The organism is Rhodohalobacter sp. SW132, from assembly GCF_003390325.1.
In the GTDB taxonomy this organism is placed as follows: Bacteria; Bacteroidota; Rhodothermia; order Balneolales; family Balneolaceae; genus SW132.
In genome coordinates, this window is the sequence record NZ_QUOK01000004.1 from 155,776 (window position 1) to 170,202 (window position 14,427).

The 14,427-nt window shown below is 45.4% G+C and carries 13 protein-coding genes; 12 read left to right on the forward strand and 1 reads right to left on the reverse strand.

Annotated elements, in window-relative coordinates:
- Positions 1-6: 6 nt before the first annotated feature.
- Positions 7-984 carry a 6-phosphofructokinase gene (gene pfkA / locus DYD21_RS09725; protein ID WP_116035864.1) on the reverse strand — a complete coding sequence of 326 codons (978 nt, stop codon included), beginning with the start codon at positions 982-984 and terminating at the stop codon, positions 7-9.
- A gap of 165 nt (positions 985-1,149) precedes the next feature.
- Here pfkA and DYD21_RS09730 point away from each other — a divergent pair, with 165 nt between their 5' ends.
- The 12 genes from DYD21_RS09730 (at position 1,150) to DYD21_RS09785 (ending at position 14,372) form a co-directional block, all read left to right on the forward strand.
- Positions 1,150-2,121 (forward strand): polyprenyl synthetase family protein, encoded by a 972-nt coding sequence (locus DYD21_RS09730; RefSeq protein ID WP_233505513.1) that lies wholly within the window; start codon positions 1,150-1,152, stop codon positions 2,119-2,121.
- Positions 2,122-2,142: 21 nt separating this feature from the next.
- Positions 2,143-2,913, forward strand: a complete 771-nt coding sequence (locus DYD21_RS09735) for a UDP-2,3-diacylglucosamine diphosphatase (RefSeq protein ID WP_116035869.1) — start codon at positions 2,143-2,145, stop codon at positions 2,911-2,913.
- Positions 2,913-5,267 carry a penicillin-binding protein 1A gene (locus DYD21_RS09740; protein ID WP_116035872.1) on the forward strand — a complete coding sequence of 785 codons (2,355 nt, stop codon included), beginning with the start codon at positions 2,913-2,915 and terminating at the stop codon, positions 5,265-5,267. Before DYD21_RS09735 ends, DYD21_RS09740 begins: the two co-directional genes overlap by 1 nt.
- A gap of 362 nt (positions 5,268-5,629) precedes the next feature.
- The gene (locus DYD21_RS09745) at positions 5,630-6,019 is read left to right on the forward strand and encodes an NADH-quinone oxidoreductase subunit A (protein ID WP_116035875.1); all 390 of its coding nucleotides are present in this window, start codon (positions 5,630-5,632) and stop codon (positions 6,017-6,019) included.
- A 5-nt stretch (positions 6,020-6,024) separates the two neighbouring features.
- On the forward strand, positions 6,025-6,507 hold the full coding sequence (locus DYD21_RS09750; RefSeq protein ID WP_116035878.1) for an NADH-quinone oxidoreductase subunit B: 483 nt from the start codon (positions 6,025-6,027) through the stop codon (positions 6,505-6,507).
- Positions 6,508-6,520: 13 nt separating this feature from the next.
- Entirely contained in the window at positions 6,521-7,033 is a 513-nt protein-coding gene (locus DYD21_RS09755; RefSeq protein WP_116035880.1) for an NADH-quinone oxidoreductase subunit C, read from the forward strand.
- Positions 7,034-7,039: 6 nt separating this feature from the next.
- Positions 7,040-8,332: an NADH dehydrogenase (quinone) subunit D gene (gene nuoD, locus DYD21_RS09760; RefSeq protein ID WP_116035883.1), complete on the forward strand. Its 1,293-nt coding sequence runs from the start codon at positions 7,040-7,042 to the stop codon at positions 8,330-8,332.
- A gap of 4 nt (positions 8,333-8,336) precedes the next feature.
- Entirely contained in the window at positions 8,337-8,867 is a 531-nt protein-coding gene (nuoE, locus tag DYD21_RS09765; RefSeq protein WP_116035885.1) for an NAD(P)H-dependent oxidoreductase subunit E, read from the forward strand.
- Positions 8,868-8,873: 6 nt separating this feature from the next.
- Positions 8,874-10,169, forward strand: coding sequence for an NADH-quinone oxidoreductase subunit NuoF (gene nuoF, locus DYD21_RS09770; RefSeq protein WP_116035888.1), 1,296 nt, complete (start codon positions 8,874-8,876; stop codon positions 10,167-10,169).
- A 136-nt stretch (positions 10,170-10,305) separates the two neighbouring features.
- On the forward strand, positions 10,306-12,036 hold the full coding sequence (locus DYD21_RS09775; RefSeq protein ID WP_116035891.1) for a 2Fe-2S iron-sulfur cluster-binding protein: 1,731 nt from the start codon (positions 10,306-10,308) through the stop codon (positions 12,034-12,036).
- A gap of 9 nt (positions 12,037-12,045) precedes the next feature.
- Positions 12,046-13,047 carry an NADH-quinone oxidoreductase subunit NuoH gene (gene nuoH / locus DYD21_RS09780; RefSeq protein WP_116035894.1) on the forward strand — a complete coding sequence of 334 codons (1,002 nt, stop codon included), beginning with the start codon at positions 12,046-12,048 and terminating at the stop codon, positions 13,045-13,047.
- Positions 13,048-13,298: 251 nt separating this feature from the next.
- A complete protein-coding gene (locus tag DYD21_RS09785; protein ID WP_116035897.1) occupies positions 13,299-14,372 on the forward strand; it encodes a M28 family peptidase in 1,074 nt (357 codons plus the stop codon).
- Positions 14,373-14,427 lie beyond the last annotated feature (55 nt).

Consider the following 14,427-nt stretch of genomic DNA (forward strand, 5'->3'; position numbering starts at 1 on the left):
TTTTAGTTATCTGAGTTTTTTTGCTAAATCCAGAAGTTCAAAATTAATTTCCTTCTTCTTACCAAATGTCATTTTAAGGGGTGTGATTTTGATAGCATTATTCACAATTCCAACCATTACCTGGGTGTGACCCTCAGAAATCGCCTTGACTGCAGCCGACCCAAGCCTGCTGGCAAGAACCCTGTCTCTCGCTGTGGGTGCGCCACCGCGCTGAACATGACCAAGAATGCAGACTCGCATCTCATATTTCGAAAAATCGTCCCGAAGTTTTTCGGATAGTTTCAGAGCGCCGCCTGTTTCGTCACCTTCAGCAACCACAACCAAACTGCTGCGGCGCTGCTCGTGAAGAATTCCATTCAGATTTGTTCGTACTTCATTAACGTCTGTTAGTGATTCCGGCAACAGTATGAGTTCTGCACCACCGGCAATACCAGTATCAAGTGCGATAAACCCTGCATCACGCCCCATCACTTCAACCAGAAAAAGTCGGTCATGGGCATCAGCAGTATCGCGGATTTTATCGATTGCATCCATTGCAGTATTAAGTGCCGTATCATACCCAATCGTTTCATCAGAACCCACAAGGTCGTTATCAATCGTAGCAGGAATTCCTATCACGATGATATTATGCTCTCTGGCCAAAAGGGTACCGCCTTGAAATGACCCGTCCCCTCCTATTATCACCAGAGCCTCAATACCTTCCTTTTTTAGAACATCAGCAGCTTTTGCTCTGCCTTCTTCTGTTCTGAATTCCTCACACCGGGCGGATTTCAGCATTGTTCCGCCCCTTTGAATGATGTTGGATACATCAGTTGGCCCGAGCCTTTTAAAATCTCCGCTTATCAGCCCTTTAAATCCATGTCGGAAGGCAATAACTTCGTAGTTTTCGCTGCTTGCGGTTCGCACAACTGCCCGAAGTGCAGCATTCATTCCGGGAGAATCTCCGCCACTTGTTAGAACACCTATTGTTTTCAATGTAAATATGATATTTTATTGCAGTATTGAATAAGCTGGTAAACTAACCACACATTCATCATTCCGCAACTTTTTAATGACAGGTTTCATTATTTTGTTGCTTCATTTTGAAAAGATAAACTCCTTATGCCGGATCAGGCTATTTTAGAATCAAATTCAAAAAAGAATCCCTCTTTGAAGTCTCTCTCAGAAATCACACATCCTATACAGAATGATCTTACTGTATTCAGGGATTTCTTCAGGGAGCAGACCGATACTGATATATTTTTACTTAACAAAGTGATGCGGTATCTGCTTCGTCAGAAAGGGAAGGAAATTCGCCCCACCCTGGTTTTTATGACCGCCAGAATGTTTGGGGATGTCGATAGACGCAGTTACATTGCTGCAACTATGATTGAACTACTGCATACGGCCACTCTGATCCATGATGATGTGGTGGATGAAGCTGATATACGCCGTGGTTTTTTAAGCATAAATAAACTTTGGAATAACAAAGCAGGAGTTCTGCTCGGCGATTTTTTACTATCCAAGGGCCTGCTTATTGCGCTCGACAACAAAGAGTACGATATGCTTCAAATCCTGTCCGGCGCAGTGAAACAGATGAGTGAAGGAGAACTCCGGCAGCTAAAAACAGCACGCCTCTTTAATATGACAGAGGAACGCTATTTCCAGATTATCTCAGAAAAAACCGCCAGCCTGATATCCGCTTGTTGTGAATGCGGGGCATCTGCTGCAACGGATAACCAGCAGACCATTCGTGCCATGAAAGAGATTGGCCTTAAAATAGGGATTGCATTTCAGATAAAAGATGACCTATTTGATTATGGACTCGATGATGTCGGCAAACCGAAACGTAACGATATTCAGGAACGTAAAGTAACGCTGCCGCTCATAAAAGCATTTGAGAATTCTTCAACAATGGAGACCCTTCGTATTAAGCGCCTGATGAGAAAACGAAAAAAGAGTTCCAAAGATGTTGACAGAATTGTAGAATTCGTCCATCAAAAAAATGGCCTTCATTCTGCCAGGTTATCAATGGAACAATATGCAGAAGAAGCCCTGGAAAAACTCAGCTCATTACCCGTTCAAAAAGGTGCTGATGATTTTCAGGCTCTCGTAGAATTTATAATCAATCGAAAAAAATAGAACTTAGCCAGTCTATCAGTTATGGATCACCTGTTTTTATCTGATGTACATTTGGGTGCGTTCAACGATCAAACCGATCGCGAGGTTCGGCATGACCTTGCTGAACTCATCCGGTACTGTAGTGATAAGGGCATTAAAATGCATATCCATGGCGATTTGTTTGATTACTGGATGGAATATCCAAACTGGAGGCCCGACTTTGGCAAAGAGATCCTGGCTTGTTTTAAAGACTATATGAAAAAAAACAGTGCAGTTAATTATGTGACTGGTAACCACGATAACTGGACAAAGGGATATTTCGAAGAAATCGGTTTTAATGTCAGTAATGACTTTTTTGATCTGTCCATCGACGGCAAACGCTTTTTTATTCACCATGGAGATGGCTTGAGTGATCCGGATCTGGAGCTCCCCCGCCCCCCCATGCACAGACTTTTACGAAACAAAATATTCGTAAAGCTGTATCAACGGTTGCTGCCACCAAAGGCCGGGATTCACACGATGAAAGCGTTCTCGAACTACAGTAAACGTCGCGCTTACTGCGATCCAACTGTACTGAACAAATGGTCTGAAGACTTTTTAAAATCTTCCGACTATGACTACGTTATATCCGGGCATGATCACCAGCCACGTGTACGCACTTTTAATTACGGCACTTACATGAACACCGGGACATTTTTTGAACACCGAACCGTGGGATTGTATACTGATAATGAACTTCAGCTCGTTGTCTGGGATGCTGAAGAAAAAACATTTGAACCCTGCAACGGCAGGCTTGAACCAATTATTAGTTAATGAACGACGATACAAACGATTTTGATAAAGAACGGTATTTCAACGATCCGGAATACCGAAAAAAAGTTTTAGCAGAACGAAAAAAGGCTGAAACGTCTGATAATGAGCATCCGTCTGACGAAAATTCAGCCCCCGCCCAAAAGCGTAATCCTTTAGGAAGGAAGATCCTTCTTGGCGGCGCGGCACTGCTCTTGCTTATCGCTACTGTATCAGTTGCATACACGGTATATCTGTTCCAGGGGCTTCCCTCGATTCAGGAACTCGAAAACCCTCAAACGGCAAATGCATCCGTTGTGAAAAGCCGTGATGGCGTGGTTCTGGATCGATACTTTACAGAAAACAGAACCTATGTTCCCATTGAGCAGATTTCACCGAATATTGTAGATGCACTTATTGCAACTGAAGATCACCGTTTCTACACGCACTGGGGAATTGACCTCGAGAGGCTTGCCGGCCTGCCAATATATTGGCTTCAGGGAAGATTTCAGGGCGGTTCTACCATCAGCCAACAGCTTGCGAGAAACTTGTACCGTAAGATCGGGAGAGAAGTATCCGTAACCCGAAAACTCCGGGAGATGCTCACTGCAATTCAGATTGAGCAGAATTATACTAAAGAGGAAATCATTGAGATGTACCTCAACACCGTGGAGTTTGCAAACAGTACTTTTGGAATTGAATCTGCCTCGCAAACCCACTTTGGCAAACCGGCAAGTGATATCACAGTCTCAGAAGCTGCTACACTCGTGGGGATGCTTCGAGCGGTATATGCTTATAATCCCCGGATTTTCCCGGAGCGTTCTATGCAGCGAAGAAATGTTGTTCTGGGACAGATGATGCGAAGGGATTTCATAACTCCCGAGATTTTTGCAAATCTAAGCAGCGAAGAAATTGTACTGAATTACCAGCCCCCATCCCGCTCAGGTCGTGAAAGCCGTTATTTCGGTGAATATGTTCGCCAGAAGGTAACAGAATGGACACGTGAAAACGGGTATGACCTCTACACCGACGGACTCACCGTCTACACCACGATTGACTCAAGACTGCAGCGACATGCAGAACGTGCCGTGAGTGAGAATATGGCTGAATTTCAGCCCCAGTTTGAACGGGAATGGACGAGTCCCGGCGGTGAATACATGGATCGGTTTTGGGAAGAGTTTCCAGGATTTCTCCGAGAATTCATTCGCGACACCGACCGATATAAAAATGGATTCAGTAAATTCGAAACTGACCAGGAATCGGTTGTCTTCGAAAATCTCATGGCAGACGAGGCGTTTGTTGATTCAGTAAAAAGGGCCCGAACCAAACTTCAGGGCAGTTTTGTGGCTATCGATCCCAACAATGGCGGGGTGCTTGCCTGGGTGGGCGGCATGGACTACGGGCAGCAGCAGTTCGATCATGTATACCAATCAAAACGCCAGGCCGGTTCAACTTTTAAACCGTTTGTTTATTCGATTGCCGTGGATAATGGCTATATGCCCTATCACAGGTTTTCAAAATACCCGATGAGTTTCATACAACAGGGTGGCGGAATCTGGAATCCAAAAGATCGGGTCGTTCCCGACGGCCCTGAAATGGTTCCATTAAGAGATGCTCTTGCCCGAAGTCTGAACAACGTTACCGTTCGCTTACTCCCTGAGATAGCAGGTGCCCCCGGTACAAACCGGCTGCAGGACCTGGAACCGGCAGCGCGAAAGATCAGGGAAATGGCAACACTCCTGGGGATCGACTTAAGCGGGGTAAGCGGGAATTACCCATCCATCGCCCTAGGAACGGCAAATGTATCTCTGCTCGAACTTGTAAGTGCATACACAACATTTGCAAACGAAGGAGTTCATATCGACCCGATCGCCGTAACCCGGATTGAAGATAAAGAAGGTAATGTACTTGTGGAGTACTTTCCTGATTACAGCGGTGAAGCTATCAGCCCCGAAACGGCTTATTTAATGATTGACATGATGCGCGGCGTAATTCGCGGCGGCGATGGTTTCCACGGTACGGGAACCCGGCTGGCAGGTACATATAATGTTCAACAGGATGTAGCAGGAAAAACCGGTACCAGTCAGAACAGTTCCGATAACTGGTTTGTTGCTATGATGCCTCATATTGTTATGGGTTCATGGGTAGGCGGCGAAGACAACTTCGTACGTTTCCCTATAAACAGGCCCGGAAGCATCGGGCAGGGTGCGCGAACCGCTTTGCCTATTGTTGGGTCTTTCATCAACTACGCCAGGGAGGATCCTGATACCCCCTGGAGTACTGAACCTTTTCAGCCGCCACCGGGATTTGTGATGCCTGAAGATCCTGAACACGATATGCAACCGGTTGATGATGACCGTGGCAGAATTGGCTGGTAGAATCATTAACAGAAATGTTGAAATTTTATAAAACGAACAGCTAATTGATGGATGACCTTCTAAGGGGGAATTCACTTATGACATCTTATGACTTGCAGTAGTTTTTTTAAAGAACCCGGTTTTAAATAAATAAACCGGGTTTTCTTTTTGCCGTATACTGATTCTACTTCTTATTAAGTCTTCTGCTCCGGCTCGTGCAACAAGCATTTATTGATTTCCGGGCAAATTCATCTCCAAAAAACTTTAAAAAAACGTTCCAAATTGGATTAAAAAGACCCTATATTGGAGCCTTAAATTAAGTCATGTAAACGGAACAGTTACGTTGGGCATACAGCTGCCTTTTCAAAAAATTTCAGATATCTATGCTTGAACAATATATGCCAATCATCGTGTTGCTGGGTGTCGCATTCGTATTGGCCATACTTTTGATGTCGCTTTCTCGCCTATTAGGGCCATTTCGTCCCAACAAAACCAAACTAACCGCCTACGAAAGCGGTATGGATCCCGTTGGCGAGGCCCGGGATCGATATTCCATTGCTTTCTATTTGGTAGCCATGGAATTCATTATTTTTGACCTTGAAGTTGTCTTTATCTATCCATGGGCCGTTGCATACTTAACCCACGGCGCAGGAACGTTCGTCGCTATGGTAGTATTTATTGTAATACTCTTCATTGGTTTGATCTACACTTTGAAAAAGGGCACTCTCGACTGGGATATGAAGAAACTTAAACACGAAGCCGTTAAAAAATAAGAATTATGGGTTTAGAAAGCGCACTTGGAGAAGGATATTTAACGAGCAGAGTTGACAATCTTGTGAACTGGGCCCGCGCAAATGCCGCATGGCCAATGCCGATGGGACTTGCCTGTTGTGCAATTGAAATGATGGCTTTTGCCGGACCAAAATATGATGCCGCACGATTCGGATCTGAAGTGATGAGATTTTCACCCCGTCAAAGTGATGTAATGATTGTTGCCGGCTGGTGTACCTATAAAATGTCTCACGCAATTCGAAGAATCTGGGATCAGATGCCGGATCCTAAATGGTGTATTGCGATGGGTGCCTGCGCTTCAACCGGTGGAATGCACAGGTGCTATGGAGTTGTACAAGGTGTTGATAACTTCCTGCCTGTTGACACTTACATCTCAGGTTGTCCTCCGCGTCCGGACGCTGTTCTGCACGCCCTGATGAAAATTCAGGATAAAATTAAAACAGAACACTCTGTAATGCTCGATACCTAATCTATAGATTTATATGAGTTTAGAACTATCCGAATCTCTCCAAAAAACTGTTGATGCACTAACGGAAGCATTTCCTGAAAAGCTGATTGAAGTCTATCAGTCATCAGGCGATACATTTGCTCGCATCGAAAAAGATGCACTTCTTGAAGTGTGCAGATTTCTGAAAGAAGAGCAGCATTTTATCTACTTAAGTGACCTTTTTGGCACTGACCGATATACTTCTGATGAACGTTTTGAAGTGATTTATAACCTCATTTCAATGAAAAATCAGACCCGGCTGTTCGTAAAAGTCCGGTGTGAAGAAGAAAATCCAACCGTTGATTCCGTTTCGCCGATATGGCCTGCTGCCAACTGGAATGAACGGGAAGTGTATGATATGTTTGGAATTCGTTTTAACAATCATCCGGACCACCGGCGAATATTTCTACCCGAAGATTTTGAATATTTCCCGCTTCGTAAAGAATTTCCGTTGCTTGGAATTCAGGGTTCCATTGATCTTCCGCAAACTAATCCGGATACAGAATAGTACGTTATGAAATTATCTGATATTCAGTCCAAGGTTAACTCCACGTTCTTTGTTGAGCACCAGAAGAAGCTTTACCAAAGCCTGGAAGATAAGCATACAACCATCGAGGAACTTGATGACGGGGATCCGCTGAGTTCTAAAATGATACTGAACATGGGGCCGCAGCATCCTGCAACTCACGGGGTTTTGCGTCTTGTATTGCAGCTTCACGGCGAAACGATTGAAAAGGTTAAACTGGATATTGGTTATCTGCACAGAGGAGTTGAAAAGATTGCGGAGAATAAAACCTACCAGGAATTCATGCCCTATACTGATCGCATGGATTATCTTTCGCCCTACAGTAATAACGTAGCGCTCTGTACTGCGGTTGAAAAAATTGCAAATGTTGAAGTGCCGGAACGTGCGCATTACATCCGGATGATTGGCTGCGAACTTGCACGAATATCATCCCACCTTTTATGGCTTGGAACGATGGTTATGGACGCCGGTGCCGTTTCATTTTTTATCTGGACGTTTAAAGAGCGTGAAAAGATTTATGATATTATGGACCGCCTCACGGGACACCGGTTTACCGTATCTCATGCCCGGATTGGGGGTGTTGCAAACGATATCACCGACGAGGCGATGGGCGCAATCAAAGAATTTGCTGAATCATTTCCGAAAGAAATTAGAGATTACCACAAACTGCTCGACCGAAACCGGTTGTTTTTCGACCGGAACGAAGCCGTTGGTGTATTGAAGACCGAAGACGCTATTAAAATCGGGGCCGCCGGCCCTGTTCTGCGAGCTACCGGGTACGGATACGACGTGAGAAAATTCGCTCCCTACGCCCGATATGATGAAGTGGAATTCGGTGTTCCAACCCGGCTTGAAGGCGACAATCTTGCAAGATATTTTGTTCGGATGGAGGAGATGTCCGAAAGCATTCGAATCATTAATCAATGTATTGATAAACTTCCAAAAGGCCCCGTGCGTACGGATAACGCAAAGCAGGCCTACCCTTCCAAAGATGAAGTCTATTACTCCATGGAAGGTATGATTCATGACTTTATGATGACGGATACAGGTATCTGTCCCCCGGAAGGCGCGGAAGCCTATCACGCCGTGGAATCTCCAAAAGGAGAATTAGGATACTTTATTCAAAGCGACGGAACCGGTCATCCCTGGAGATTAAAAATTAATGCACCCTCCTTCAGTAACCTTCAGGTACTTGAAAATATACTTGATGGTGAGATGGTCGCCGATACCGTGGTGATTATTGGTGGAATTGACCCTGTAATGGGTGAAGCAGATAAATAATATTATGACGTACGAATTCGATAAAGACGACCTCAAAAAAATCGACGACATCAAGGCAAAGTACCCGGAAGTAATGCCGGCCACTCTGCCTGTTTTATGGCTTGCACAAAATAAATTCGGCCATGTTGAACCGGAAGTTCAGCGCCTTGTCGCAGAAACACTTGGCCTGCCGGAAGCCCATGTTCACGGTGTTGCAACCTTCTACACACAATATTATAAAGAGAAGAAGGGAAAGCACGTTCTCGATGTATGCACCTGCCTGAGTTGTCAGCTTTGTGGCGGATATGATATGTTAAATCACATTGAGGACAAACTGGGTATTAAAGCCGGCGAAACTACGGAAGATGGAATGTTTTCCGTCCAGGAAGTGGAATGCCTGGGCGCATGCGGATACGCCCCGATGCTGCAGGTTACCAACGATAAATACGTGAACAACCTCACGAAAGAGAAAGTTGACAAACTGATTGATGACCTGAAAGCCGGCAAAACGCCCGAATACGAAGAAATTAAAATGCCCCTCCGTAAAGTTGACTAAAAAGTTATGAGCACAGCAGACTGGAAAAATTACGAACCTGTATTGATACCTAATACTAAAGATCTGCACAAGATCGACGTGTATCAGCAGAATGGCGGATACAGTGCTCTGAAAAGTGTACTAACTGATAAAAAGAAGTGGGAAGGCCCGTCTGATGTCATAAATGAAGTGAAGGCGGCAAATATTCGCGGACGAGGAGGAGCCGGGTTCAATGCCGGTTTAAAATGGTCGTTCATGCCGCCGGCTGACGGCGGACCGCGTTATCTTGCCTGCAATGGAGATGAGTCGGAGCCGGGTACATTCAAAGACAGAAAAATCTTTGAGTATAACCCACATGTATTTATTGAAGGAGCTCTTATTGCTGCATATGCGATGGAAATCACCTCAATCTATGTTTATATCCGAGGTGAATACAAAGATTACATCGATATGATGCAAAAAGCTGTGGATGATGCTTACGAAAAAGGTTTTATCGGCGAGGATATTTTAGGATCCGGCTACAGCGTTGATTTTTATGTCCACTCCGGTGCAGGTGCATATATCTGCGGTGAGGAGACTTCCATGCTCGAATCTCTTGAAGGAAAACGAGGATACCCGCGGGTAAAACCTCCGTTTCCAGCTCAAAAAGGATTATGGGGCCGTCCTACCACAATCAACAATATTGAAACGCTCTCGCATGTCGTTCCTGTGATTAATAAAGGAGCGGACTGGTTTGCCGGTATCGGTGCCAAAAATCATCCCGGACCCATTCTTTACGGAATTTCCGGTCATGTAAACCGCCCCGGTGTATACGAACTGCCATCCGGAATCCCTGTTCTTGAACTTATCAATGATGTGGCCGGAGGAATGCGTAATGGCAAGCAATTGAAAGCTGTCATTCCAGGTGGTTCTTCCACGCCGATTTTGCGGGCAGATCAGCTGGATGGTGTTACCATGGACAGCGATTCACTCCGTGAAGTGGGAACCATGCTTGGAACTGCCGGGATGGTGGTTATGGATGAAGATACCGACATGGTTGATATGCTATGGAGAATAGCACATTTTTATCATCATGAATCTTGCGGCCAATGCACACCCTGCCGTGACGGCACCGGGTGGCTTGAAAAAATCTTATTGAAAATTAAAAACGGCGACGGCGAAATCAAAGATCTTGATCTGCTGCTGGACATCACCACGCAGATGGAAGGACGAACAATATGCGCCCTCGCTGATGCCGCTGCCTGGCCTGTACGACATACTATTAATCGATTCAGAGATGAATTTGAAGCCAGGTGTAAAAAATCTGTACACGCAATCGCATAACGTAAACAGATGATCTGTTTACGGTTGAAAATTTAAGTCTGTTAACTGTGAATGTAAGGATGGTAAGAATTCGGAAATTTAGCGATTTACGGATCTGCAACATCATTCATTCACCCACAAATAATCAATTCCAAAGATGCCTGAAGTAATAATTGACGGAAAACGGTTTGAGTACGAAGGCGAGCACAGGCTCCTGCAGTTTATTCTGGATCAGGGACTCGAAGTGCCGTTTTTCTGCTATCACCCATCAATGTCAGCTCCTGCTAATTGCAGGCAGTGCATGGTTAAAGTGGGTCAGCCTGTAAAAGACCGCGAAACCGGTGAATATGAACTTGATGATAAAGGTGACCGGGTGATCCGCTGGTTCCCAAAACTTCAGACATCCTGTAATATCCAGATATCTGATGGTATGGTTGTGCAAACTCAGGAGACGGATGACCTTGTTAAACGAGCTCAAAAAGATACACTTGAGTTTATTTTAGCCAACCATCCACTTGACTGCCCCATTTGTGATCAGGCCGGTGAATGTCCGCTTCAGATTCAAACCTATAAGTACGGACCCGAAGGCAGCCGTTTTGAAGTTAAAAAAGTACACAAACCAAAGCGGGTTCAGCTTGGACCCCGTGTTATCCTGGATGCTGAACGATGCATTAACTGTACACGATGCGTGCGGTTTACGAACGAAATCAGTAAAACTCATCAGCTGACCATTACCTCACGTGGCGATAAAAATTACCCTGTTGCTGCGCCGGGGCGTGAGTTTGATGACGCATATTCACTTAACACCGTAGATATCTGCCCTGTGGGTGCACTCACTTCCGCAGATTTCAGATTCAAAGCCCGTGTTTGGGAAATGAACCAAACACCCAGCATCGACATCACCAACGGCAAAGGGTGCAACATCGACCTTTGGACCCGGGATAATCTTGTCTTGCGCATCACTCCACGGCAAAATGAAGAAGTCAATGACTACTGGATGCCCGATATAGGCAGGGAAGCTTACAAAATTTTCAACGAAAACCGGATCTCCCGGCCGATGCAGAAGCTCGAAAACGAACATGTGCAATCCTCCTGGAAAAACGCTGTGGAAACGCTGGCCGAGCATGTTGAGCAAACCGATAAAAATGATATTCTGTTTATTGGATCGCCTCACGCTTCTGTAGAGGAAAATTACGTTTTAATGACAATCTCCGATCTTCTTGCCGGATCCACTCCTGTGTTTACCCCACACATTATTGATGGAGCCGGGGATGATTTTCTGCTCACCGATGACCAGGCACCAAATACAAACGGATGCCGCCTGCTCGGGCTCGATGAACAATCCGAAAGTGAGTTGAAAGCTGCGGTTAAGAAAGCGAAGCTCGTCATTATGCTGAGTGATCATCTGATCGACCGCGGTGTCCTTGAAACGTCTGATTTTAACGATACGTTTCTGGCCATGTTTGCAACCAATCATGGAGAAACCACAAAAGCTGCCGATCTCGTGATTCCGGTAACAACTGCAGCAGAACACGCCGCAAGCTATGTTAATGTGGATAAACGGATTCAGAGAACTGTTCCTGCAAAAGAGACGAAATATACCAACAGACGGCTGGATCTTGAAATGTCGGAAGGCCGCCTCGACCGATATGGAACAAGTTTTGATAACTGGAGAACCGAGGATAACAAAGTTGACTGTCTCCCTCTCTGGACGATTAGCAACGAAATTACAAACCGGTTAGGACTGGATGTTCGCTTTTCAAATGGCCGGGAAATACTGTCTACGATTGCAGATACGATTCCGGCATTCTCAGGAATTTCATACCAGGTCATAGATGAACATTCCGGCATAGACCTAAATAAAATTGAAAAAACTGTAAAATCTTAACCCATAGGAATGGCTGAAGTTACCGTCACCTCATATATCATTCTCGGCACTGCTCTTTTTATGCTCCTAAATTCTGCGGCCGTTGCTGTTTATGCAGAACGCAGAGTAGCCGCATTTATCCAGAACCGGGTAGGACCAAATCGTGTGGGTCCGCTTGGACTGCTACAACCGATCGCTGATGTTGTTAAGCTCTTATTGAAAGAAGATGTAACTCCAAACAACAGTTATCGCTTAATACACACCGTAGCACCGATTATTCCCGTTATCACCGCTTTGATGACGGTTGCTGTCATTCCATTTGGAGAAGGCATTTATGCTGTAGACATCAACGCCGGCGTGCTATATCTGCTGGCAGTGGCCTCTCTCGGGGTTTATGGAGTTACGCTTGCAGGATGGGCATCTAACAGTAAATATTCCCTGCTTGGCGGATTACGGGCTGCTGCACAGATGATCAGCTACGAACTTCCGCTGGGAATGGCCGTGGCATCCGTTGTTATTTTTGTTGGGTCACTCAGCGTTGTGGACATTGCTGCTGCGCAGGAAAACTGGTGGTTTGTCTTTCTGAATCCAATCGGCGCTATCATTTTCATCGTGGCGGCATTTGCGGAAAGTAATCGTACCCCGTTCGACCTGGTTGAGGCAGAACAGGAGCTTGTAGGTGGATTTCACACCGAATATAGTTCTATGAAATTCGGGATGTTTTTCCTCGCAGAATACATGCACGTTGTGATTAACTCCATGTTGATGGTTACCTTCTTTTTTGGTTCCTACCACCTACCGTTTGCTGGATACTGGCTGCCTGAACTTCCAACCGTAGCAAAAGCCATTCTCGATATTTCAGTCTTTACCGGAAAAACCGCGTTTTTTGTATTCTTCTTTATATGGGTTCGCTGGACTATTCCAAGGTTTAAATTTAACCAGGTGATGAAACTTGGCTGGAGCAAACTGTTGCCGCTGAGCATTATTAACTTTATTGTGATCGCAGGAATTCTCTATTTGATTTACGCCTGATCCTGCTCACCATTTTTCATAAAAAGCCGCGGATATTCATTCGCGGCTTTTTTTTTATCCACTACCCAAGTCTTCAGCAAACCATTTACAGCCGGTTGTGCATACTCTCCTTGCTGATTAAATCACCGAATCCCGCAGATGAACTGCTGTTCAAATATCACAACTCAGCAAAACTCTGCGCGGTACTCTGCACAAATCTTCAAGAATAAAAAAATCAAAATCATTTATATCTTCGCATTATCTTTAATTCTATGCCGAATCCCCGATTACATCAAACTGAAAGAAGAAAAAGAGAGCGAAGGTTAACAGCCATTCTCTATTTAATTTCCATCGCTGTGATGTTTACATCGATTCTGATTATTTTTGGCATCTGGTTATGGATGATGCCGCCATCCGTTATTCCGCAGGACAATCATGATTTTAACAATCAGGATATTCAAATGAGTGAGCAGATCAGACAGGATGTTGTACATCTTGCCGACTCGATTGGAGAGCGCAACATGCATACTCCGGGTTCCATGGATTCAGCCAGGGCGTACATCAGCCGGCGTTTTAATTCCTTAGGCTACAACGTTGAAGAACATCACTACACCCTCCGCCGGGGAATCTATTCGGGGCGATCTGCTACAAACCTGATCGCAGAGATCCCGGGATCCGGTAATTCAGATGAAATTATCGTTATCGGGGCGCATTACGATACCGTTTCGGGTTCACCCGGTGCTAATGATAATGCCAGCGGCATAGCTGTATTGCTGGCCACAGCGGATCAAATGAAAGATTATCGTCCATACCGAACGATTCGTTTTGTGGCATTTGCCAATGAAGAGCCGCCATTTTTCCAAACTGCGGATATGGGAAGCTACGCCTACGCTAAGCGAAGCGCAGAACGTGGTGAAGCCATACGCGGAATGATCGCTCTCGACGGCCTCGGTTACTTCGATAACTCGCCCGGCTCGCAATCCTACCCCCTGCCCGGCCTTGGCTTCGCATACAGTAAACGCGCGACCTTCATCGGCCTTGTGACACGCCTTGGAGATTTAAACCTGTTACGAAGCGTTTCTGCCGGTTTTAAGGAGAGCGGAGCTATTGCCACCGAATCTGCCGCACTGCCCGGATTTTTGCCCGGCGTTAACTGGTCGGATCACTGGTCATTCTGGCAGCACGGCTATCCCGGCCTGCTCATAACCGATACGCTGCCATTCCGTGATCCACACTATCACTCTCCGTATGATACGCCAGGCCGCCTCGATTATGAAAATATGGCCCGAATTTCATCAGCACTGACGCTTGCCGTCCAGAATCTCGCTGACAGCGATACAGAATAGGCGTACACCTCTACCCTTCTCGAAACTAAAACTTTTTCAGTATTTTGAAATATTC